Origin of the sequence: Streptomyces sp. NBC_00102 (assembly GCF_026343115.1) — a bacterium.
In the GTDB taxonomy this organism is placed as follows: Bacteria; Actinomycetota; Actinomycetes; order Streptomycetales; family Streptomycetaceae; genus Streptomyces.
Genome location: NZ_JAPEMC010000003.1, coordinates 356646 through 377802, shown reverse-complemented (window position 1 = coordinate 377802; position 21157 = coordinate 356646). Strand labels below are relative to the sequence as shown.

Here is a 21157-nt window from a genome sequence, read left to right as displayed (position 1 = left end):
GCGTGCTGCTGCCGGCGGCGCGTGATCAGTGCGCCGGGACGCCCTGGGGCGCCGCGGGCGAGATGCCCAGCGCCGACGCGTACAGGGACAGGACGAGCTTGCCGATCGCCGGGTAGGCGCCGAGCGGCTCCGCCGTCGCGCAGCCCGCCTCCTTCGCCGCCGCGTCCAGCAGGCCCGCGTCGACCTCCGGGCCCACCAGGTAGGGCGCCAGCGCGAGCTGGACGGAACCCGCGTTCTTCAGCTGGTCCGCGATCGAGGAGACCGAGCCCTCCACGTCCAGCGCCGCCGCCATCACGGGCACGGCCAGCCGGGCGGCGAGCAGCATGCCGGTGATCCCGGCGGCCTTCACGGCCTCGTCGCCGCCCACCGTGGCCAGCACGATGCCGTCGGCGGCGGTGGCGACCGTGAACAGCCGGGCCCGGTCGGCACGCGCCAGACCGGCTTCCGAGAGACGCACGTGCAGCGCCTCGGCCAGCAGCGGGTGCGGGCCCAGCACCTCGGTCAGCTCGACCTGCGTGCCGCTCTCCATGACCGCCTGCCGTATCCGGCGGATCAGGGCGCTGTCGGGCCCCGCGAGCAGCGGGACGACCACGGCGGACGGGCCCTCGGGCGCCGGAACCTCACGTCCGGCGGCGGTGGCCTGCTCGTACGCCGCGACACGCTCGGCGGCGCACTGGGCGAGCACGGAGGCGAGCGCCGGGAATTCGTCGTCGCCTTCGAGGTAGCCGATGACCGCGTTGAGGCCGGGCAGCTCGGAACGGGCGATGCTGATGACTTCCTCGGCCACGCTGCGGGCGGCCGGGGAGGGGGTACCGGGAACGGCGAGGACGAGCGCGGCAGCGCCCTCGGGTGCGACCACGGGCTCCGGGCGGCGGTGCCGTCCGGACTGGCGAGGTCGCGGCATTCGTACAGGCAGGCCGGAAGCGGGCCCAGTGGGGGTGCTCATGGCGCCGCATGCTACTGGTTTTGGTTGCCCCCTCGTTCAGGGAGGGTACGGCTGGGCGTTATCTGTCCGTTTATGTCCGATGAGTGATGTACCGGTCAACTGCCCCGCTCTGTCTGGCCTCCACGCCTGCCCTTCAGTGGTCACCGGAGCCGTCGTCGACGACGTGCAGCAGTGTCGGATGGGCGGGCAGTCGGAGGTCCGACCTGGCCAGTGCCCGTGCGAGCAGCAGCGAACCGGCGAGCGGGTCTCCCGAGGCGGGCACCAGCGCGGCGTGCGGGAGCTGCCGTGCCAACTCCTCGCGCAGCGGCCCGAGGAGCGGGTCACCCATACGGAACAGGCCACCCGTAAGAGCTACTTCGACTGGCTCTCCACCGGAGCCGACGGCGCGTTCCCCGGCCTGGGGAATCCCGGCTTCCGGGCACACCGCCGCGGCCGCCTCGGCGATGTGGGCGGCCGCGCGGCGAAGGACCGACCGGGCGACGGCGTCCCCGTCCGCCGCGCACGCGGCGACCTCGGGCGCGAACGACGCGAGCAGTGCGGGCCGGTCGGTGCGGGGGTAGAGCAGGCCCGGGAGTTCCGGCGCCGGACCGAACACGGCCCGGAGTCGCGCCAGCAGCGCGGGAGAGCCACCGCGCCGGCCGTCGTGGGCGCGCAGCGCGGCGTCCAGGCCTTCCCGGCCGATCCACGCACCGCCCCCGCTGTCGCCCAGCAGATGACCCCAGCCGTCCGCGCGGTGCCACTCGCGGAGGTCGGTACCGAGCGCGATCATGCCGGTGCCGCCCGCGACGACGGCGCCCGGGCGCTGCCCGAGCGCGCCCGCGTACGCGGTCACCCCGTCCGCCGCGAGGGCCAGCCGGCGGACACCGAGCGACGCCGCGAGCGCCTGCGGCAGCCGGGCGCGCAGATGGCCGCCCAGCGTCGCCATGCCCGCGGCGCCCACCGCGAGCGCCGCGACGCACACGTTGCCGTCGGGTGCGAGTGCGCCGGCGTCACGCGTCAACCGGTCGACCGCCGGGAGGAGCTGGCCCAGCAGATGGTCGGCGTCGATGCCGTCGGGGCCGGTACGCACCGGCTCCGGGCACTCCGTCGTGGCGACGGGCGCGGGCCCGCCGGCCGAGGCGGTGCCGAGCGCGACGCGCAGCCCCGACCCACCGGAGTCCACCCCGATCACGTACGCGCCGGCGCCGGGCGTCACGGCAGCTGCCAGTCCACCGGCTGCGCCCCCTGGCGCTCCAGGAACTCGTTGACCCGGCTGAAGGGGCGCGAGCCGAAGAAGCCGCGGTCCGCCGACATCGGGGAGGGGTGCGCGGACTCGATGGCAGGGTAGTCGCCCAGCTGCGGACGCAGCCTGCGGGCGTCGGCGCCCCAGAGCACCGAGACCAGCGGGGTACCGCGCGCCACGAGCGCCCGGATCGCCTGCTCGGTGACCTCCTCCCAGCCCTTGCCGCGGTGCGCGGCCGGACGGCGCGGAGCCGTGGTCAGGGCCCTGTTGAGGAGAAGAACCCCCTGGCGGGTCCAGGGCGTCAGATCACCGTTGGAGGGCCGGGGCGTTCCGAGGTCGCTGTGCATCTCGCGGAAGATGTTGTCGAGGCTCGCCGGCACCGGACGCACGTCGGGTGCCACCGCGAAACTCAGCCCGATCGCATGACCCGGTGTCGGATAGGGGTCCTGACCGACGATCAGGACCCGTACGTCCGCGAAGGGTTGCTGGAACGCCCGCAGGACGTTCGCGCCGGAGGGCACGTAGGTGCGGCCCGCGGCTATCTCCGTACGGAGGAAGTCGCCCATGGCCGCGATGCGTCCGGCCACCGGTTCGAGGGCCTCGGCCCAGCCGGGCTCGATGATTTCTTTCAACGGTCGTGCTGCCACGGGCGCACTCTACTGGGCGTACGACCGGAACGATCAACTGCCCGGTCGGTACGCCTCCGCCCGGCGGCGAGCCGGTACCCTGCGCACGGCGCACGCCGGACGGTCACGGAGCCAGCGTCGCGGCCCTGACGCAGAGCACGTCCGGCAGATGCGCGGCGAGTTGAGTCCAGGTGTCTCCGTCGTCGGCACTGGCGAACACCTCGCCGTTGCGGTTGCCGAAGTAGATCCCCGCCGGGTCGGCCCCGTCCGTGCAGAGTGCGTCGCGCAGCACCGTGCCGTAGTGGTCGCCCTCCGGCAGTCCCCGGGACAGCGGCTCCCAGCTCGAACCGGCGTCCGTGGTGCGGAAGACCCGGCAGCGGTGCTGTGCCGGGACCCGGTCGATGTCGGCGTTGATCGGGAAGATGTAGGCGGTACCGCCCCGGCGGGGATGCGCCACCGCCGCGAACCCGAAGTCGGAGGGCAGGTCCGCCCCGATGTCCGTCCACCGGTCGCCTCCGTCGTCGCTGCGGAACACGCCCCAGTGGTTCTGCAGATAGAGGCGGTCGGGATCGGCCGCGTCGCGGGTGACCTTGTGCACGCACTGGCCGAACTCCGGTTCGGGGTCGGGCAGATGGGTAGCGGACACCCCCTTGTTCGCCGACTCCCAGCTCTCGCCGCCGTCGCTGGTCCGGAAGACCCCCGCCGTCGAGACGGCGACGGTGACGGCCCGCTCGTCACGCCGGTCCGTGAGGATGGTGTGCAGCCCCTCGCCCCCGCCGCCCGGTACCCAGCGCGAACGCGTCGGATGCTCCCAGAGCGCCCGGACCAGTTCGAAGGACTCGCCCCGGTCCTCCGAGCGGAACAGTGCGGCGGGTTCGGTGCCCGCGTAGACGACGTCGGGCGCCTCGGGGCCGGCCGGCTGCAACTGCCAGACGCGCTCCAGGGAGGCGCCGGTGAACTCCGGGAACTTCACCGCGGGCCGGGTCGGCTCCACCCAGGTCTCGCCGAGGTCGTCCGAGTGGAAGACGGACGGCCCCCAGTGCGAGCTGTCCCCGCCCACCAGCAGCCGCGGTGCCGGGCCCCGGGTGTCGATGGCGATCGAATAGATGGCCTGCGCGTGGAAGCGAGGGGTGTCGAACTCCCAGGTCCCACCGCGCCTGCGCCCGATGAAAAGCCCTTTGCGCGTGCCCACCGTGAGCAGAACGTCAGTCATGGTCAGACCTCCCGAGACGCCGTGGTGACGGATATGCGTCAGTCTGCACCTGTACGCCGGACGTGTCCCGCAGCGCAGGGGCATGCGATCGGAGCGTGTCCCCGGGGCGGGCGGCGTCCTGGGCGGTGGGCGGGGGCGACGGTGACCTCCGTGCCGGATCGGCGGCCCGGATGTGCTGGAATGCCGGGAACGGGCCCGGTACGCGGATCACGAGCCCCGGAACGGGAGCGGGGCGCGAGGATGGGCAGCGGCTTCGAGGACGCCGACGGGCGTACGGCGGCCTGGGAGGTGGAGCCCGGCACTCCGGGAGATCCGCTCCGGGTCGGGCTGAGGATCGTGACCCCCGGCGGACGCCTGGACCTCGGGGGCGCGCCGGTGGCGGCCCGGGAACTGGCGGCGGCGCTCCTCGCCGCGGCCGACCTCGCGGAGCGGGCCAGTCCGGCCGGCCCCGTCACCGTACGGGCCGACGAGCTGGTGCGGGGCGATGTGCGGGACGGTCCTCGGGTGATGACCGTGGAGAGCGCCAGGGCCGAGGGGGCGACCGTCCAGGTCTCCTGGACGTCCGGGGCCGGACGCAGCTGGACCCAGGTCTACGACGCCGCGACGCCCATCACCCTGCGCCGGCGGCTGCGGACGGACGAGTGAGGCGGGGGCGACGCGGCTTCTCCTGCCGTGCTGCTCGTGGTGAGCGCGGGGGCGCGGTAAGGCCCGATCCTTAGTTCGTCGATCGTCGTAGTACGGTGGTTCTCGTACTAGCGTCGCCGGTGCCTCCGCCCGGCGGCGCGGCCGTCCCTCGCGAAACGGAGTCCGGCGTGAGCGCCCTTTTCGAGCCCTACGTCCTGCGGTCGGTGACCGTGCCCAACCGTGTCTGGATGCCGCCGATGTGTCAGTACAGCGCGGCGCCGACCGGCCCGGACGCCGGTGTCCCCAACGACTGGCACTTCGCGCACTACGCCTCCCGGGCTGTCGGCGGCACCGGCCTCATCCTGGTGGAGGCGACCGGGATCAGCCCCGAGGGCCGCATCAGCGACGCCGACCTCGGCATCTGGAACGACCGCCAGGTCGAGGCGTTCCGCAAGATCACCTCCTTCCTGGACGGGCAGGGGACGGTGCCGGGGATCCAGCTCGGACACGCCGGTCGCAAGGCCTCGACCACGGCGCCCTGGCTCGGTGGCGGCGCGCTCGTCGAGGCGGACGGCGGCTGGCGGCCGCTCGGACCCAGCCCGCTGGCGTTCGACGAGGGCAGCCTGGTTCCGGCCGAATTGACGACCGATCAAATCCAGCAGGTGGTACGGCAGTTCGCCGACGCCACCCGGCGTGCGCTCGATGCGGGCTTCAAGGTCGTCGAGATTCACGGCGCCCACGGTTACCTGATCGGCGAGTTCCTCTCCCCGGACAGCAACCACCGCACCGACGCGTACGGCGGCTCCTTCGAGAACCGCACCCGCTTCGCGCTCGAAGTCGTGGACGCCGTACGGGAGGTGTGGCCCGAGGAACTGCCGCTCTTCTTCCGCATCTCCGCCACGGACTGGCTCACCGAGAACGCCGACGATCCCCGTGAGGGCTGGACCGGCGACGACACCGTCCGCTTCGCCCGCGACCTCAAGGCGCACGGCGTCGACCTGCTCGACGTCTCCACCGGCGGTAACGCGCCCCGCGCGCAGATCCCCGTGGGCCCCAACTACCAGGTGCCCTTCGCCGAACGCGTACGGACCGAGACCGGGCTGCCGGTCGCCGCCGTCGGACTCATCACCGACCCGGTACAGGCCGAGAAGATCGTCGTCGACGGACAGGCCGACGCCGTCCTCATCGGCCGTGAACTGCTGCGCGACCCCTACTTCGCCCGCAGCGCCGCGCGGGAACTCGGCGGCGAGGTGCACGTCCCGTCCCAGTACGGCCGCTCGGCCTGACCCGTACGCGGCTTCCCCGGTCCCGCCCCTACCGCGGGACCGGGGAAGCCGACGGCTCCCGTCGGCGGGGCGGAGGCCGGGGGAGCGGCGGACGCCTCGGTAGGGTGGCCGTGATGCCTACCACACAAGGCCCCACCTTCCGTGAACTCGCCGTGCAGGCGCTCTCTTCGACCGAGCGCGGCTACGACCTGCTCGCCCCGAAGTTCGACCACACGCCCTACCGCACCCCCGACCGCGTCCTCGACGCCGTGACCGGGGCGCTCCGGCCGCTCGGACCGTTCGCCCGCGGACTGGACGTCTGCTGCGGTACCGGCGCCGGCCTCGGTGTGCTGCGCCAGGTCTGCCACGAACGGGTCACCGGCGTCGACTTCAGCGCGGGCATGCTCACCGTCGGCAGGGCCTCGCTGCCGGACGCTGGGACGGCACGGGCGGGAGCGATGGGCCGGGCGGCACGGGCCGGCGAGAGGGGGCGGGCGGGACGCGCAGGGCAGCCGGGACCGGTGGTCGACTGGGTTCGGGCCGACGCCCGGGCCCTGCCCTTCGCGCCGGCCTTCGATCTCGCCCTGAGCCTCGGGGCGTTCGGCCACTTCCTGCCCAGGGAGCGCCCCGGTCTCTTCGCCCAGGTGCACGCCTCTCTCCGGCCCGGGGGACGGTTCGTCTTCCCGGTGGGGGCCCCGCCCGCCCTCGGCTCGCGCGCCTACTGGACGCTCCTCGGGTTCGACGCGGCGATGCGCGTGCGCAACGCCCTGTGGCGCCCGCGGTTCGTCATGTACTACCGCACGTTCCGGCTGCCCGACGTGCTCGCCGACCTCGCGGACACCGGCTTCTCGGTGCGCCTGATCCCTCTCGCGGACCTGGGCACCCGAGCGGACGGCAGCCCGCGGGCCAGGCTCGTGGTGGCCACCGCACGATGACCCGCACCCGGCATCGCCCTCCGCGAGTTCCGTACCATGGAGGCCCTCGGACGAAGTGGAGCCCACAGTGACCCCCGCCAGCGACACCGTCGTTCCGGCCGCGTCCCCCACCCGGGAGCGCCTCACGACGGCGGGCGGGCGTGTGCTCGCACACCCCTCCCTCGCGGAGATCAGGGTGGAGCACGTGCTCCACGCCCTGGCCGATCCCATCCGGCTGCGGATCGTCCGGCAGATGGCCGTCGCCAGGACCGGGCTGGCCTGCTCGTACTTCGAGCTTCCGGTTGCCAAGTCCACGCTGACGCACCACTTCCGTGTGCTGCGGGAGAGCGGCGTCATCCACCAGATCTACCGGGGCACCGCGAAACTGAACGAACTGCGCGGAGAGGACCTGGAGAAACTCTTCCCCGGGCTGCTCGACAGCGTCCTGCGGGCCGCCGACCAGGAGGCGGAGCGGCTCACCGGAGTCTGAGCCGCCCGGCCCTCCGTACCGCCCCCGGGGTGCTTCGCGTCAGACCTGCAGCGCGCGCATCCGGTCGATCTCGGCGGCCTGCTGGGCGGCGACGTCGGTGGCCATCTCCTCCACCCGGACGTTGTTGCCGTCGGTGAGCGCCTCCGTCGCCATCGTGATGGCCCCTTGGTGATGGGCGATCATCAGGGTGAGGAAGAGCCGATCGAACGCCTTGCCCCGCGCGGCCTTCAGCTGTGCCAGCTGCGCCTCGGTGGCCATGCCGGGCATCGCGGTGTGATCGTGTGCCGCGCGCTGTTCGCCGTCGTTGTCTTTCAGCCAACCTTGCATGGCCGCGATCTCGGGCTTCTGCCCAGCCGAGATGCGCTCCGCGAGCCGTCGCACCGAGGGTGAGGCGGCGTGCCGCTCGGCCAGTCCGGTCATCACGAGAGCTTGTTCGTGATGGTGGATCATGCGCTGGACGTACTGGTAGTCGGCCGAGTTCGGGGTGTCGGTGACCGTCTCCTTCCGCGCCTCCTCGGCGGTGAGGGTTCTGGCCTCCTCGCCCGGTTTTCCGGGGGCGACGACACTCTGGCCGGTGGTCTTCCGGGGCGACGCGTCGTCGTCCGCGTCGCAGGAGGACAGGGCGAGCACGGCTACGACGGCGGCCACGGCAATGGCTGCCGCCTTCGGGTGGATCGTCTGTCGGTCGAACAACACGGCGGCCTCCGTTGCCGAAGCGGGTGTGGTGACCAACAACTAGCATGCCTCCACGCCACGTTGATCAAAAACTTTCATTACGTCTCTGTTGCCGTCTGTTGATGTGTACATGGAAGAGTCCATACTTTCACCGACCGAGAACCGTTCGATCCCGAACGGAATCAAGGGAGGATGCAGTGACCTTGTTGCACACCACAAGCGTGCGACGGAGACGACTGGGCGCGGCAGCGGCCGCGGCCGGTCTCCTCGCCACGCTGCTGACAGCGACCAACGCCGTGGCGTCACCCGAACCCGGTGACCGGGCCACCACCAGCACCGCGGTGTCGGCGGACACCCGGGCCGAGGCGGAGGCGGCCATCGCCGACGGCGGCATCCCCGGCGTCGACGAGATCGTCCACAGCGACAACATCGAGCACCTCGCCAACGTGCCGAAGGACGCGCTGCTCGGCCTCAACACGGACCTGGCCTTCCAGGGCAAGTACGCCTTCGCCGGCAACTTCGACGGCTTCCGCATCTTCGACGTCAGCAACCCGAAGAAGCCGAAGACCGTCGCCCAGGTGCTCTGCCCCGGATCGCAGAACGACATCTCGGTCTCGGGGAACCTGCTCTTCCTCTCCACCGACTCCTCGCGCAGCGACAACTCCTGTGCCAGCACCACCCAGCCCGCCACCGAGAAGTCCTCCTGGGAGGGCATCAAGGTCTTCGACATCAGCGACAAGCGCCACCCCGAGTACGTCGCCTCCGTCGAGACCGCCTGCGGTTCGCACACCCACACCATCGTGCCGAAGCGCAACGAGGTGTACGTGTACGTGTCCTCGTACTCGCCCAACGCCACGTTCCCCGACTGCCAGCCGCCGCACGACGGAATCTCCGTCATCAAGGTGCCCCGCAAGGCGCCCGAGCAGGCCCGGATCGTGAACTTCCCGGTGCTCTTCCCGGACGGCGGCAACCCGGGAGCACCGGACAACCCCGGTGTCTCCAAGACCACCGGCTGCCACGACATCACCGTGCTGCCCTCCGAAGACCTCGCGGCGGGCGCCTGCATGGGTGACGGCCTGCTGTTCTCCATCAAGGACCCGGCCAACCCGAAGATCATCGACCGGGTGCAGGACAACGTGAACTTCGCGTTCTGGCACTCGGCCACCTTCAACCAGGACGCCGACAAGGTCGTCTTCACCGACGAGCTCGGCGGCGGCGGCGCGGCCACCTGCAACGCGGAGATCGGACCGAACCGCGGCGCCGACGGCATCTACGACATCGTCGGCAAGGGCGACCACCGCAAGCTGGTCTTCCGCAGCTACTACAAGATCGACCGCTACCAGGCCGACGTCGAGGTCTGCGTCGCCCACAACGGCTCGATCATCCCGGTCAAGGGCCGGGACCTGATGGTCCAGGCGTGGTACCAGGGCGGTATCTCCGTCTGGGACTTCACCGACTCCAGCAAGCCCGAGGAGATCGCCTACTTCGAGCGCGGACCCGTCACCCTCGACGCCGTCACCACGGCCGGTTCCTGGTCGGCGTACTACTACAACGGCTACATCTACTCCAACGACATAGCGAAGGGTCTGGACGTCCTCGCCCTGCACGACCGGCGGACCGACCCGGCGAAGCGGGTCCGGCTCGACGAGCTGAACGTCCAGACGCAGCCGGACTACTTCGACCGCTGACCCGCGGCAGAGGAAACCCGCGGCAGAGGAAACGCGGCGTCCGCCACGCGGTCCGCCGGGCTCCGGCCCGGCGGACCGCAGCGCGTCGCCGGGCCCGCGACGGACGGCCGGGTATTCCGTTGACCGGCGCCGGACGCGGGGAGATGCTGGAGTCGCCGATTCCGGCGGCGCAGGGGATCGCCGGAATCGGATCAGCTTCAGAGGCCGATGCGGCGCTCCATGCAGACGAGATCCTGCCGGTCCTCCCAGGACTCGACGGCGGTGAAGCCGTGGCGGACGTACAGCGCGATCGCGCCGGCCCGCCAGTGCCAGACGGAGAGACGCACCGCGCGGACGCCGGTCTCCTCGGCCGCCGAGAGTGCCTCCCGGATCAGACCGGACGCCACACCGCCGCCGCGGTAGGCCGGTTCGACCCACAGCCGCTTGATCTCCGAGCGTCCGTCCCCGCCGGCAGCGGTCAGGACGGCGCACCCCACGGCGGTGTCGTCATGGAGGGCCGACAGGACGAGGGAGCCGGCGAACGCGGAGGCCGGGTCCCGGATCTCGGACAGATACCGCTCGGGAAGGTCCTCCGGGCGCGCGACGGCCAGGCCCTTCTCCTCCTCCGTACGCAGGTGGTACGCGGTGAGGAGGCCGGTGAGGCCCTGTGTGGGGGAGACCTGGGCGCCCGGAAGGCGCACCGTACGGAAGGCCGGGCGATCGTTCATTCCGCAAGGCTCGCACGGGTTTCCGCGGCGGCGTGCCCCGGGTTCGGCCGGAGGCTCAGGCCGCGGTCCGGCGGGTGCTCGTCCCCGTGGCGGCGGCCCATTCGACCAGCAGCCCCTGGTACGTCGCCTCGTCCGCGGCGGACAGCACGAGACCGTCCGAGCGCTGCAGCAGATCGCGGATCTCCTGGTTGATCACCGCTGCGGGACGGACGGAACGTGACGGGGTCGGAAGACAGGACATGCCCACCAGGCTACGGGGCCGGATCGGGCGATCCGGCCGCCCGGCGGGCGGGACATCTCACACCCCTCGTACCTCACACGAGGCAACCCTCATGCCCGCGCATCGGTCACCAGCCCCAGGCGCCGCAGCCCGTCCGGCCGCTCGGTCACCGGCAGGTGGTCCACGAAGCGCACCCCGCACCCCAGCGCGGCGGCGCCGCCGTCCGCGTGACGGTCGTCACCGACCATCACCACGTCCTCGGGGCGCAGGGAGAGCCGCTCGCAGGCTGTACGGAAGAGCCGTGCGTCCGGCTTCTGGACGCCGTGCTCGTAGGAGAGGACGTACGCGTCCACGAACTCGTCCAGCCCGTGCGCCCGGAAGACGGGGCGCAGGTCCCAGCCGATGTTGCTGACCACCCCGACGGCCGTGCCGTTCGCCCGCAGGCCGCCCAGTACCTCCGCGGCGTCCGGGTAGGGGAGCCAGGCGTCCGGCGACATGTGGCGTGCGTAGAGCGCGTCGTACGTACCCTCGCCGGGCAACCCGACCTCGCGCGCGAGACCGGTGTACGCGGCACGGTGCAGCTCCGCCGTCTCGTCGCGCGCCGCGTACGCCCGGGCCAGGGCCGCCGGTACACGTAGCGGGCTCGGCCCGCCCGGCAGCGCTCCGGCGTCCGTCAGTTCGCGTACGTACCGGTCGAAGCTCTCCTCGTCGGTCACCGTGCCCTGCTCGTCGAAGACCGCGCGGAGCCAGGAGTCGACCGGCTCGATGCGGAAGAGGGTCCCGGAGAAGTCGAAGAGCACGCCCTTGATCGTCATGGGGCCGATCCTGCCGCGCTCAGGATCGGTGTGACAAATTCCCCGCGGCCCTCCCGCCCCGGCCCGCCCGCGAGCAGTACGCCGTATGACCCGCGACCGAGAACGCCACCACGCTCGTGCCGAACAGCACCCCGGCCACCACGTCCGAGAGCCAGTGCACCCCCAGGTAGACCCGGGTGAAGCAGACGCCTGCCACCGACACGCAGGCCACCACGACCGCCGCGCTCCGGAGCGCCGTTCCCGTGCGCGCCCGCCACAGCAGCCACAGCAGCAGGCCGCACCCCACCGTCGCCGACATCGCGTGACCCGAGGGGAAGGCCGCGTACTGCGCGGAGTCCACCGGATCCTGCCACCGTGGGCGGTCCCGGCCCACGGCCGCCTTGATCCCCTGCTGGAGGAGCGTGGAGAAGAGCATGGTCGCCGCGATCCAGCCGGCGAGCAGCCGCGCCCCGCGCCACCACAGGGCCACGACGGCGACCGTGATCAGGGCGCGTGCGGTCCAGGGGTCCCACACCCAGTCCGTCAGCACCCGCGCGACCCGGACCTCTCCGGGCCGGACGACGGCCCGGCGGTGCAGACCTTCGGCGACGGCACGGTCCAGATCCGTCAGCGGGGCCCAGCCCGTGGCCACCATCACCAGCAGGGCGAGAGCGAGCGCACCGCAGACCGACCCGGTCCGCACCGCACACGCGATCGTCGCCGACCCGGGACGTTGTGCGGGGGTGCGGGCGGGAGAGGACATACGGCGATCTTCGCCGACACCGCCCGCTCCGCGGCGGACGCCGCCCCGTGCGGAACGGAGGTTCGGTGCGGGGCGTGCGCCGCTGCCTACTGGGCGGACCCCCGCACCGGGGTGCCTCGCGGGGCCTGCGCGTCCGCCGCCCGCGCGGTGCGGTCAATCGTCAGATAGAGGGTGTCCACCCCGGCGGCACGGTCGTCCGCGATGCGGAGAACGGTGGCGAATCCAAGGCTGTCGAGGAGACCGAGATGGCCCGTGTTGGTGGACCAGGTCCGCAGCACGATCCACGGGGGCAGGGACTCCGGGAGGGCGAAGAGCTCCTGGTAGAGGACGCGTGCGATGCCGTGCCGCCGGTAGCGGTCGCGTACCGCGATGGTGCTCACGTACAGGCAGGGACACAGGTCGGCGAAGCGCGGATCCTGGTGGTTGCTCCGGAAGGACACGAAACCGGCGGCCCGGCCTTCGTGCCGAGCCATGACCAGGTCCTGGCGGAGCATCTCCTCGAGGTAGTCGTTGCCGGGGTCGGGAGCATCCGGGGCGTCGGGGGCGCGCTCACGCAGATCGGTCACGGCAGTCCCCCCGCGAAGGGTCAGCGGGGGGACGAACTCGTCGGCGACCTCCGTGAACATCTCCGTCAACTCGTGCACTTCCGCCCGGGGAATTGCCCCGGGGCGGTACCACCGTGTGCTGATGTCGCTCACACCACTCCTTCGTCGAGCCGACGGTGCCGGCCCGGCAGGCCGCTCAGGGCCGTCGGCGTCGCGTCCTCGGCCGTCGGCGCACGCGCGTGAAATCTACTGCGAACAGAGCCCAGAAACCAAGGAGGGGGATGATGGTGGCGACCACATGGAGCAGGGTGAATCCGACGTCGGTGAGGGACGGGACCAGGCTGGCTATTCCGGCGGCCGCCGAGATCGCGAACAGTACCTGGACGCGGCGGAGTTCGGTCTCGTTGTTGTAGTCGGCCAGCTGGCGGGAGTGGTTTTCGAGCGCGTGCAGGCGTGACATGGCTGTCTCCTTGTGCCTGCGGACCTTCAGGTTCGTCTCGAGGTACTCCGCGACCCGCAATAGAACCGGGTCCTTGAGCATGACGTCGAGATTGTCGATCTCCGACAGGTCTTGCACGAGAGCGGTCTGGTTCTCGGACAGGACGTGGGCGCCCGCGAGCCCCCTGCTCGCGCCTGCCGGCCGTCCACGCAGGTCGTGGGCGTTGATCCACAACTGGCAGACGTACCACTGGGCGTGGACCAGGTTCAGCAGCGAGACGACCGTCTCGGCCTCGGCCGCCACCGCTCCGGCCTCCCCCCGGATCACGGTCGACCAACCGGAACTCGTGATTTCCAGGCCCCTGAATCCGAGCGAGTCGGCTATTCCGTCTTCGGGGAGAGCGGCAGTGTCGTCGGAGAGCCAGAGCAACTGCCGCACCCGTTCGCCGGGAAGATCACCCAGGTCGCCGACGAAGCACAGGCGGAAGTCGTGGAACGCGTAGCAGAACGGCCGGGGCTCGATGATGTCGGCCGCCGCGACCCGCAGCGCCCGCACCGCCGATCCGTGCGTCTCGAGGTCACCGGACCGTAAACCGGCCGGGATCCGCAGGCCAAGGTTGTCGCTGAGTGCGTCGCACCGTTCGAGGTAGGGCAGGTAGTCCCGGTTCTTCCACTCGACCAGGTCGTCGTAGAAGGTCTCGATGTCGGCCGTGCCCTCGATCAGGGTGAACGCGTAGTCGACCGAGACGACGCCGAGCCACGGATACACCCGCATCCGGCAGGCGAAGGACCACGTTCCCCCGGCGAGCCGCGCTTCCCCGCCGGGCAGCGCGCAGGAGACGACCGGCGCGTGTCCGGCCAGATACGACAGATTCCAGCTGCGCAGCAGGGTCATGTCCACCGTCAGTGCGCCGTGCCGGGCCTCCACCACCTCCATCAGGCGCCTGGTATCGGTGATGGTCCCGCCGAGGTCGTACTTCATGGGGACGAAAACCCTCAGCCCTGTGCCATGCGCCTCCATGCGCTTCCCCCGTTTTCGAGTCCGGTCTTGCGCGACCTGGACCCCGCCTCCGGCCCAGTGGTCCATGACAACTCGAACTCGCTTTACCAGCAAGGGATTTACGGATTTCGATCGAAGCGTTCCTGCCTCGGCGGCCCCCCCGCACCGGGGTGTCTCGGCGGGACCGCCGCGTCCGGCCGCACCACCCCGGGCGGCAGCCGCCCGGCCCCCTACGGGCGCAGCGCGCCGATCGCCGGTACGAATGCCACCAGCAGAGGAACGACCGGGACCAGCGAAGCCGCGGCGGTGAGCCGGAGGCGGTGTCCGGCGGTGAGCCGTTCCACCGGTTCCAGCAGCCTGTTCACGCGCCGCGGCACCTGTCCGTCCTGGGAGCGGCACGGGTCGAAGACGCCCCGGTCCTCGTTGAGTCCGACCAGCGCGAGGGCGGTCGTCAGCCGGCCGAAACGCCGGGACGCCACGTCGTCGGCGGCCAGTTCGACCAGCCGGTGCATCTCGTCACGGAACGCGGCGAAGACCGGCACCTGAGGGAAACCGTTGGCCAGGGCGGCCGAGCAGTGCAGGAGCCAGTCGTGCCTGGCCCGGGCGTGCCCCTGCTCGTGGGCGAGGACCGCGTCGAGCTGGCGGCCCTTCAGGCGGGCCAGTGCGGCGGTGGTGATGACGAGCCGGGGAGTCGGACCGGGCAGCCACCAGGCGTCGGGGCGCGGTCCCTCCAGGATCACCAGCCGCTCGTCGCCGGGCTCCTCGCCGTCCAACAGCGGCGATCGGACCAGGAGTTCGGCGCGGCTCAGGCTCCGTCGTCTGCGCGCACGGCCCACCTCGCGCAGCAGCATCGCCCCGCTCCACACGCCCGCGGAGGCCAGCGCCACGGCCACCACGGCCGACCAGGGGCCGTAACCGGCGAGCGCGTAGGCCTCGACCACCGCGCGCGGGGCCGGCGCGAAGACGTGGCCCCGGACCGCCTGCCAGGCCGCCGCCGCGCTGAACGTCATCGACAGGGCGAAGGAGACCAGCACTCCGGCGACCACGCACTGCCAGACCCACAGGGCCACCACGGGCTCACGCTCCGGCCACCGGGCCCGCGCCATCAGGCGGGGAGCCACCACGGCGGTCAGTGCGCCGAGCGACAGCAGGGCGAGGGAGACCAACATGCGGTCAGCCTATGAGCGCGCGGTACGCGCCGATATGGCTCCGACCGGCAAGTGACGTACGCCACGGCGCGCAGAGGCATGGAAGCGCACAACGGTGAGAAAGGGCACGGGACCGGAGAGCCCCGACGGATGCGTGGGTCAGAGGCCCGCCAGCATCGCGAGCATGGCCAGGCCCATCGTCACCCGGCAGGCGAGGGCCAGTTCGGGCCGGGAGCGCCGGCCCCCGGCCACCGCGGCGGCTCCCGAACCGCCACCCACTCCCGTCCCCACTCCCGTCCCCGCACCGGCACCCGTTCCGGCGCCTCCGGCGACGGGTATCAGGCGCCCTGCGGCGCTCAGGACGTAGAACGCGTAGTAGACGAGGAGCACCCCGGTCAGCAGGGGCAGACCCGCGCTCGGGCCCGAAGCGCCACCGCCGTGCCCGGCGTGCGGGCCGCCGCCCGCACCGGGGGCCATGGCCAGCGCCATGTAGACCATGGCCAGCGAGCCGACGAGATGGTGGAGATGGTGCCCGCCCCTGCGCGCCGCCCAGGCGGACCGCAGGGCGGCCCCGCCGAAGAGCGTGGCGTATGCCGCCCAGGCCCCCTCCGGAAGCGTGAGCAGGGCGGCCGGAACGGCCATCGCGGCCATGCCGAACCCCATGAGCGCCTCGGCGTGGGCGGCTCTGCGCTCCTCGCCGGTCTCGGCGTGCGCCCGCAGCAGGCAGTAGGCGCCCGTCGCGGCGCACAGCACCATGAGCAGCCAGCCGGACAGCGCCGGTCCGTGCACAGCGCACCTCCCCCTCAGCCGAAGCTGTCCCGTACTCGATTCCCGGAGTGCCGGTGCGACAACCCGGCGCACGGTGGTGCGCGGGGGGCACAAGGGGGAGCGACCGCGTTCGTGGTGGGCTCGGGCGATCGGGTTACCCTCGTGCGCGACGCCGGAGCAGAGGTCCGGCGTCGAAGCAGAGCACCGCGCGGCGGGCGGGCCCGAGGGCACCCGAGGCCGGCGGAGAAACGGAGACCGTTCCATGGAGATCGCCCCGCCGCGCGTCACGCACCGGCTCACCTTCCGTGACGCGGCCGAGGACGACGTGCCGGCGCTCGTGGAGCTGGTCGAGTCCGCGTACCGGGGTGAGTCCAGCCGTACCGGCTGGACCACCGAGTCGCACATCCTCGAAGGCCGCCGGACCAACGACGACGAGGTGCGCGGGATCATCGCGACCCCCGGCGGGCGACTGCTCGTGGCCGAGGCGGACGGCGCGATCGTCGCCTGCTGCCAGCTCGAACGCCGCGGTGACGCGGCCTACTTCGGCATGTTCTCGGTCCGTCCGGGCCATCAGGGCGCGGGGCTCGGCAAGACGGTCATCGCCGAGGCGGAGCGGGTGGCCCGCGAGGAGTGGGGCGCCGGCGAGATGCAGATGACGGTGATCTCCGTACGCGCCGAGCTGATCGCCTTCTACGAGCGCCGGGGATACGCGCGTACGGGCCGGATGAGCCCCTTCCCGTACGGCGACGAGCGCTTCGGGGTCCCGCTCCGCGACGACCTGGAGTTCGAACTGCTGGTCAAGACGCTCCGCAGCGACGAAGGGTAGTTCTTCCTCCTCCGCTCGCGGTGGCCCCGCCGCACCCGGCGGGGCCACCGGCGTTTCCCCGGCCCGCGGCGCTCAGGCCCCGCGGATCTCCGGCCGGTCGGTCGTCGCCCCGTCGAGCCCGAACGCGCGTACCAGCGCCAGCTGTTCGGGGGTGTTCACCACCCAGGCGATGACCCGCAACCCGGCCTCGCGCGCCTGCTCCACGGTCTCCAGCGTCAGCCGCCGGATGTTGAGCGCGAGCGTGGCCGCGCCCGCCGCGCGGGCCCGCTCCACCACGTCCGGGCCCCAGCGGCTCGCGATCAGCACGGTCGGTACGTCCGGCAGGAGGCGGCCGGTCTCGGCTACCGCCTCGTCGTGGAAGGACGACACCTCCACCCGCCCGGTCAGACCCCGCCGGGTGATCACCTCGGCCAGTGCCCGGGCCGCCGCGGCGTCCTTGATCTCCGCCTGGATCGGCGAGGCCACCGCGTCGAGCACCTCCTCGAAGAGGGGCACCCGCTCGCCCTGCCCGGCGTCCAGCTCGCGCAGTTCCGCCAGCGTCTTGTCCGCGATCCGGCCCGTCCCGTCGGTCGTACGGTCCACCTCCGCGTCGTGCATCACCACGAGCGCGCCGTCCTTGCTCAGGTGCAGATCCAGCTCGATGGCGTCCATTCCCGCGCGCTCGGCGCGGACGAAGGACCGCAGGGTGTTCTCCGGTTCCACGCCCATGAGCCCGCGGTGACCGATGGTGACGAAGGACAAGACACTCTCCTGATTTCTCGTGTGGCCCGGCCATGTTCCCCGTGCTGCCCCGGCTGCCGGGGCGAACCTACCCAGCTCTCGATACGGCACGACACGGGTGACGGAAGTAACGTGGTTCTCAGAGGTGGCAGGAAAATCGGCGGTGACCATGGGGGTCCACGGGATAATTTGCTGGATCGCACTTGTCCTGGGGAACCGTGCCCGGATACGCTCGCCGAACGCGAGGCCCTGTGGAGGAAACGGCTATGACGGAAATTCTGGTACACGACGTCCCCGGCGGCGGTGTGTCCGCGGCCGCGCGGGTGGTCGACCACCCTGCGTGGCCCGTACTCAAGAACGCCGTGGAGGAAGTCAGGCCCTGGCAGTCCAAGGACGGCTCGATCGACTTCGCCGCCGAGGGAGCCCCCTCCGCCGCCGTCGCGGCTGCCACCCTCGACCGGATCGTCGGCGCGGTCGAGGAACTCTCCCCGCTGCTGCCCCACGATGCCGCCTACCACCGCGCCCTCGTCGGCGACCTGCACCGCTGGGCCGAGGGCGGTTTCGGGGTGCCGGATTTCCTCGACTCCCTGCTGGCCTTCCAGCCCGCCAAGAACCGGGCCGACGGCCTCCAGCACCTCGTGGTCTTCGCGATGTACACGCAGAACGGCAACCCCGACCGCAACCTCGAAGCCGTCGTCCTGCGCATGGTCTGGCCCGAGTGGCTCGCCGACCTGGAGGCGACCCGGTACGACAACCCGCTGTTCTGCGGCATCACCTTCGAGGGCTTCACCTCCGGGTACGACACGAACTCCGCGGTCCTCTTCCCGGAGACGATCGCCGTGCGCGAGGCCCCCGACCGCTTCAGCTGGGGCGGCATCTTCTGCGACCGCGAGGCCGCGCGCTTCCGCCGGGTCACCGAGGCCGCCGTGGACCTGCTCGGCCTGGAGCTGCCGGCCGACATCGAGCGGATGGTCGGCGACCAGCAGCGCTGCGAGCAGGCATTCGTCCTCTGGGACATGGTCCACGACCGCACCCACAGCCACGGCGACCTGCCGTTCGACCCCTTCATGATCAAGCAGCGCCAGCCGTTCTGGATGTACGGACTGGAGGAGCTGCGGTGCGATCTCACCGCCTTCAAGGAGGCGGTGAAACTGGAGGCGGACGGCTTCCCGCAGGGCCGCGACGTCCAGTACGCCGTCCTCTTCGACCGGATGTTCCGCTTCCCCGTCACCGGTGAGCGGGTGCGCAACTACGACGGCCTCGGCGGCCAGCTGCTCTTCGCCTACCTCCACAAGCACGACGTGGTCCGCTGGACGGACAACACCCTGAAGATCGACTGGGACCGCGCCCCGCAGATCACCAACCAGCTCTGCGGCGAGATCGAGAAGCTCTACCGCGACGGCATCGACCGGCCCAAGCTGGTCCACTGGTTCGCCGCCTACGACCTGGTCGCGGAGTACCTCGCCCCGCACCCGGGCTCTCGCTGGGCGAAGGGTCCCGACGCGCTGGACCTGACACAACCGCCGCGCAAGCTCGTCGACGACGTGCTTCCGGACGAGTTTCCCCTGAGCATGTTCTATGAGGCGCTCTCCAAGAAGCTGAAGCACGTGATCGCGTCCACGGTGGGGATCACCGCGGTGAGCGCCGAGCAGGTGGCCGCGTGAGCGAGGGTCGCAAGGAGGCGGTGGCCATGAACGGTGTCCGTAGCGGAACCGGCCCACTCGAAGGCGCGGTGATCGCGGTGGCCGGCGCGGCCGGCCCGGCGGGCCGTGCCACGCTGCTCCGTCTCGCCGAGGCCGGGGCGACGGTCGTCGGGGCCGACGCCCATCCCGAGCGGCTCGCCGAAGCGGTGGACGCCGCGCGGTACGCGCACGGCGGGGCCAGCGTCACCGGGGAGACCGTGGACCTGCTGGACCCCGCGGCCGCCCGCGAGTGGGCGGACAAGACGGAGACGGAGTTCGGCCGGATCGACGGTCTGGTCCATCTCGTCGGCGGCTGGCGCGGCAGCGCGAACTTCGCCGAGACCAACCTTTCCGACTGGGACGCGCTGGAGAGGCTGCTCATCCGTACCGTGCAGTCCACCTCGCTCGCCTTCCAGGCCGGCCTGGAACGCAGCGACCGGGGCCGTTACGTCCTGATCAGCGCTTCCGGCGCGACCCGGCCCACTGCGGGAAACGCGGCGTACGCGGCGGCCAAGGCGGCTGCCGAGGCGTGGACGCTCGCCCTCGCCGACGCCTTCCGCAAGGCGGGGGGCGAGGAAGGGCCCAGGACGGCTGCTGCGATCCTGGTCGTGAAGGCACTGGTGCACGACGCGATGCGCGCCGAGCGCCCGACTGCGAAATTCGCGGGATTCACGGACGTGAAGGAGTTGGCCGAGGCCATCGCCGGCGTCTGGGAACGCCCCGCCCCCGATGTGAACGGAAAGCGCCTGTGGCTGACCCCGCAACCGTGAGGACCGACGCGCGTCGTCATCACGACCCGGAGATACGCGGCTTCGCCAGCGACAACTACGCCGGCACCCACCCGGAGATCCTGGCAGCCCTCGCCCTCGCCAACGACGGCCACCAGGTCGCCTATGGCGGGGACGCGTACACGGACCACCTCCAGGAAGTCGTACGCGGCCACTTCGGTGGGACCGCCGAGGCCTACCCGGTCTTCAACGGAACCGGCGCCAACGTGGTGGCCCTCCAAGCCCTGGCGGACCGCTGGGGCGCGGTGATTTGCGCGGATTCCGCGCACATCAACACCGACGAGGGAGGGGCCCCGGAGCGTGTCGGCGGACTGAAGCTCCTCACGGTCCCGTCCCCGGACGGCAAGCTGACGCCCGCGCTCATCGACCGCCAGGCGTTCGGCTTCGACGACGAGCACCGCGCGATGCCCCAGGTGGTCTCGATCACCCAGAGCACCGAGTTCGGCACCCTGTACACCCCCGACGAGATCCGCGCGATCTGCGACCACGCCCACGGGCTCGGGATGAAGGTCCATCTCGACGGCTCCAGGATCGCCAACGCGGCGGCCTCCCTGGACCTCCCGATGCGCGCCTTCACCACCGACGCCGGCGTCGACGTGGTCTCCCTCGGCGGCACCAAGAACGGCGCGATCTTCGGCGAGGCCGTCGTCGTGCTCGACCCCGGCGCGGTCCGCGCGATGAAGCGCCTGCGCAAGTCGTCGATGCAGCTCGCCTCCAAGATGCGTTTCGTCTCCGTGCAGCTGGAAGCGCTGTTCGCGGGCGATCTCTGGCTCCGCAACGCCCGGCACGCCAACGCGATGGCCCAGCGCCTCGCCGAGGGCGTCCGCGCCCTGGACGGGGTGGAGCTCCTCTACCCGGTGCAGGCCAACGGCGTCTTCGCCCGGCTGCCGCACGACGTGGCCGAGCGACTCCAGAAGCGCTTCCGCTTCTACTTCTGGGACGAGGCCGCGGGCGACGTCCGCTGGATGTGCGCCTTCGACACGCGCGAGAGCGACGTGGATGCCTTCCTCGCGGCACTCGCCGAAGAGCTGAAGGTCTGAAGGTCTGAAAAAGCCGAAGAGCTGACGCCGTGATGCAACGGCGGTCGGCGCGGTA

The 21157-nt window shown here is 71.8% G+C and carries 23 protein-coding genes; 9 read left to right on the top strand and 14 right to left on the bottom strand.

Annotation, left to right across the window (positions count from 1 at the left end; genetic code table 11):
- Positions 1-25: 25 nt before the first annotated feature.
- From OHA55_RS32280 to OHA55_RS32265, 4 genes are all read right to left on the bottom strand, one after another.
- On the bottom strand, positions 26-946 hold the full coding sequence (locus OHA55_RS32280) for a sirohydrochlorin chelatase (RefSeq protein ID WP_266713221.1): 921 nt from the start codon (positions 944-946) through the stop codon (positions 26-28).
- 133 nt (positions 947-1079) lie between these two features.
- Positions 1080-2141 carry an N-acetylglucosamine kinase gene (locus OHA55_RS32275; RefSeq protein WP_266713219.1) on the bottom strand — a complete coding sequence of 354 codons (1062 nt, stop codon included), beginning with the start codon at positions 2139-2141 and terminating at the stop codon, positions 1080-1082.
- Positions 2138-2815 (bottom strand): uracil-DNA glycosylase, encoded by a 678-nt coding sequence (locus tag OHA55_RS32270; RefSeq protein ID WP_266713217.1) that lies wholly within the window; start codon positions 2813-2815, stop codon positions 2138-2140. Before OHA55_RS32270 ends, OHA55_RS32275 begins: the two co-directional genes overlap by 4 nt.
- A gap of 103 nt (positions 2816-2918) precedes the next feature.
- Positions 2919-4007: an exo-alpha-sialidase gene (locus OHA55_RS32265; RefSeq protein WP_266713215.1), complete on the bottom strand. Its 1089-nt coding sequence runs from the start codon at positions 4005-4007 to the stop codon at positions 2919-2921.
- A 240-nt stretch (positions 4008-4247) separates the two neighbouring features.
- On the opposite strand from OHA55_RS32265, the gene OHA55_RS32260 reads away from it, so the two are divergent.
- The 4 genes from OHA55_RS32260 (at position 4248) to OHA55_RS32245 (ending at position 7300) form a co-directional block, all read left to right on the top strand.
- A complete protein-coding gene (locus OHA55_RS32260) occupies positions 4248-4652 on the top strand; it encodes a hypothetical protein (protein WP_266713213.1) in 405 nt (134 codons plus the stop codon).
- Between the two features lie 167 nt (positions 4653-4819).
- Positions 4820-5917, top strand: a complete 1098-nt coding sequence (locus tag OHA55_RS32255; protein ID WP_266713211.1) for an NADH:flavin oxidoreductase/NADH oxidase — start codon at positions 4820-4822, stop codon at positions 5915-5917.
- 113 nt (positions 5918-6030) lie between these two features.
- On the top strand, positions 6031-6831 hold the full coding sequence (locus OHA55_RS32250; RefSeq protein WP_266713209.1) for a class I SAM-dependent methyltransferase: 801 nt from the start codon (positions 6031-6033) through the stop codon (positions 6829-6831).
- Positions 6832-6973: 142 nt separating this feature from the next.
- A complete protein-coding gene (locus tag OHA55_RS32245; RefSeq protein WP_266713572.1) occupies positions 6974-7300 on the top strand; it encodes a helix-turn-helix transcriptional regulator in 327 nt (108 codons plus the stop codon).
- 39 nt (positions 7301-7339) lie between these two features.
- On the opposite strand, the gene OHA55_RS32240 is transcribed toward OHA55_RS32245, so the two are convergent.
- Positions 7340-7993, bottom strand: a complete 654-nt coding sequence (locus tag OHA55_RS32240; RefSeq protein ID WP_266713570.1) for a DUF305 domain-containing protein — start codon at positions 7991-7993, stop codon at positions 7340-7342.
- A 179-nt stretch (positions 7994-8172) separates the two neighbouring features.
- Between OHA55_RS32240 and OHA55_RS32235 the strand changes: the two genes are divergently transcribed.
- Complete coding sequence (locus tag OHA55_RS32235; protein WP_266713207.1) at positions 8173-9663, top strand: LVIVD repeat-containing protein; 1491 nt, start codon at positions 8173-8175, stop codon at positions 9661-9663.
- A gap of 197 nt (positions 9664-9860) precedes the next feature.
- On the opposite strand, the gene OHA55_RS32230 is transcribed toward OHA55_RS32235, so the two are convergent.
- From OHA55_RS32230 to OHA55_RS32195, 8 genes are all read right to left on the bottom strand, one after another.
- Positions 9861-10370, bottom strand: coding sequence for a GNAT family N-acetyltransferase (locus OHA55_RS32230; protein ID WP_266713205.1), 510 nt, complete (start codon positions 10368-10370; stop codon positions 9861-9863).
- A 55-nt stretch (positions 10371-10425) separates the two neighbouring features.
- Positions 10426-10611 carry a hypothetical protein gene (locus tag OHA55_RS32225; RefSeq protein ID WP_266713203.1) on the bottom strand — a complete coding sequence of 62 codons (186 nt, stop codon included), beginning with the start codon at positions 10609-10611 and terminating at the stop codon, positions 10426-10428.
- Between the two features lie 89 nt (positions 10612-10700).
- Positions 10701-11405 (bottom strand): HAD family hydrolase, encoded by a 705-nt coding sequence (locus tag OHA55_RS32220; protein WP_266713201.1) that lies wholly within the window; start codon positions 11403-11405, stop codon positions 10701-10703.
- A 19-nt stretch (positions 11406-11424) separates the two neighbouring features.
- Positions 11425-12147: a phosphatase PAP2 family protein gene (locus OHA55_RS32215; protein WP_266713199.1), complete on the bottom strand. Its 723-nt coding sequence runs from the start codon at positions 12145-12147 to the stop codon at positions 11425-11427.
- 86 nt (positions 12148-12233) lie between these two features.
- Complete coding sequence (locus OHA55_RS32210; protein WP_266713197.1) at positions 12234-12845, bottom strand: GNAT family N-acetyltransferase; 612 nt, start codon at positions 12843-12845, stop codon at positions 12234-12236.
- Between the two features lie 43 nt (positions 12846-12888).
- Positions 12889-14112, bottom strand: a complete 1224-nt coding sequence (locus tag OHA55_RS32205) for a hypothetical protein (RefSeq protein WP_266713196.1) — start codon at positions 14110-14112, stop codon at positions 12889-12891.
- Between the two features lie 248 nt (positions 14113-14360).
- Positions 14361-15299 (bottom strand): M56 family metallopeptidase, encoded by a 939-nt coding sequence (locus OHA55_RS32200; protein WP_266713194.1) that lies wholly within the window; start codon positions 15297-15299, stop codon positions 14361-14363.
- A gap of 138 nt (positions 15300-15437) precedes the next feature.
- Positions 15438-16067, bottom strand: a complete 630-nt coding sequence (locus OHA55_RS32195) for a DUF5134 domain-containing protein (RefSeq protein WP_266713192.1) — start codon at positions 16065-16067, stop codon at positions 15438-15440.
- 241 nt (positions 16068-16308) lie between these two features.
- On the opposite strand from OHA55_RS32195, the gene OHA55_RS32190 reads away from it, so the two are divergent.
- Positions 16309-16872: a GNAT family N-acetyltransferase gene (locus OHA55_RS32190; RefSeq protein WP_266713190.1), complete on the top strand. Its 564-nt coding sequence runs from the start codon at positions 16309-16311 to the stop codon at positions 16870-16872.
- Between the two features lie 72 nt (positions 16873-16944).
- Here OHA55_RS32190 and OHA55_RS32185 read toward each other — a convergent pair whose 3' ends face one another.
- On the bottom strand, positions 16945-17613 hold the full coding sequence (locus tag OHA55_RS32185; RefSeq protein WP_266713188.1) for a glycerophosphodiester phosphodiesterase family protein: 669 nt from the start codon (positions 17611-17613) through the stop codon (positions 16945-16947).
- Between the two features lie 245 nt (positions 17614-17858).
- On the opposite strand from OHA55_RS32185, the gene OHA55_RS32180 reads away from it, so the two are divergent.
- From OHA55_RS32180 to OHA55_RS32170, 3 genes are read left to right on the top strand one after another with little or no spacing between them, the layout of a single operon-like run.
- Complete coding sequence (locus OHA55_RS32180; protein WP_266713186.1) at positions 17859-19256, top strand: DUF6421 family protein; 1398 nt, start codon at positions 17859-17861, stop codon at positions 19254-19256.
- A gap of 26 nt (positions 19257-19282) precedes the next feature.
- Complete coding sequence (locus OHA55_RS32175) at positions 19283-20044, top strand: SDR family NAD(P)-dependent oxidoreductase (RefSeq protein ID WP_266713568.1); 762 nt, start codon at positions 19283-19285, stop codon at positions 20042-20044.
- Positions 20041-21102 (top strand): low specificity L-threonine aldolase, encoded by a 1062-nt coding sequence (locus OHA55_RS32170; RefSeq protein ID WP_266713566.1) that lies wholly within the window; start codon positions 20041-20043, stop codon positions 21100-21102. The genes OHA55_RS32175 and OHA55_RS32170 overlap by 4 nt, the downstream gene beginning before the upstream one ends.
- The last annotated feature ends 55 nt before the right edge of the window (positions 21103-21157 follow it).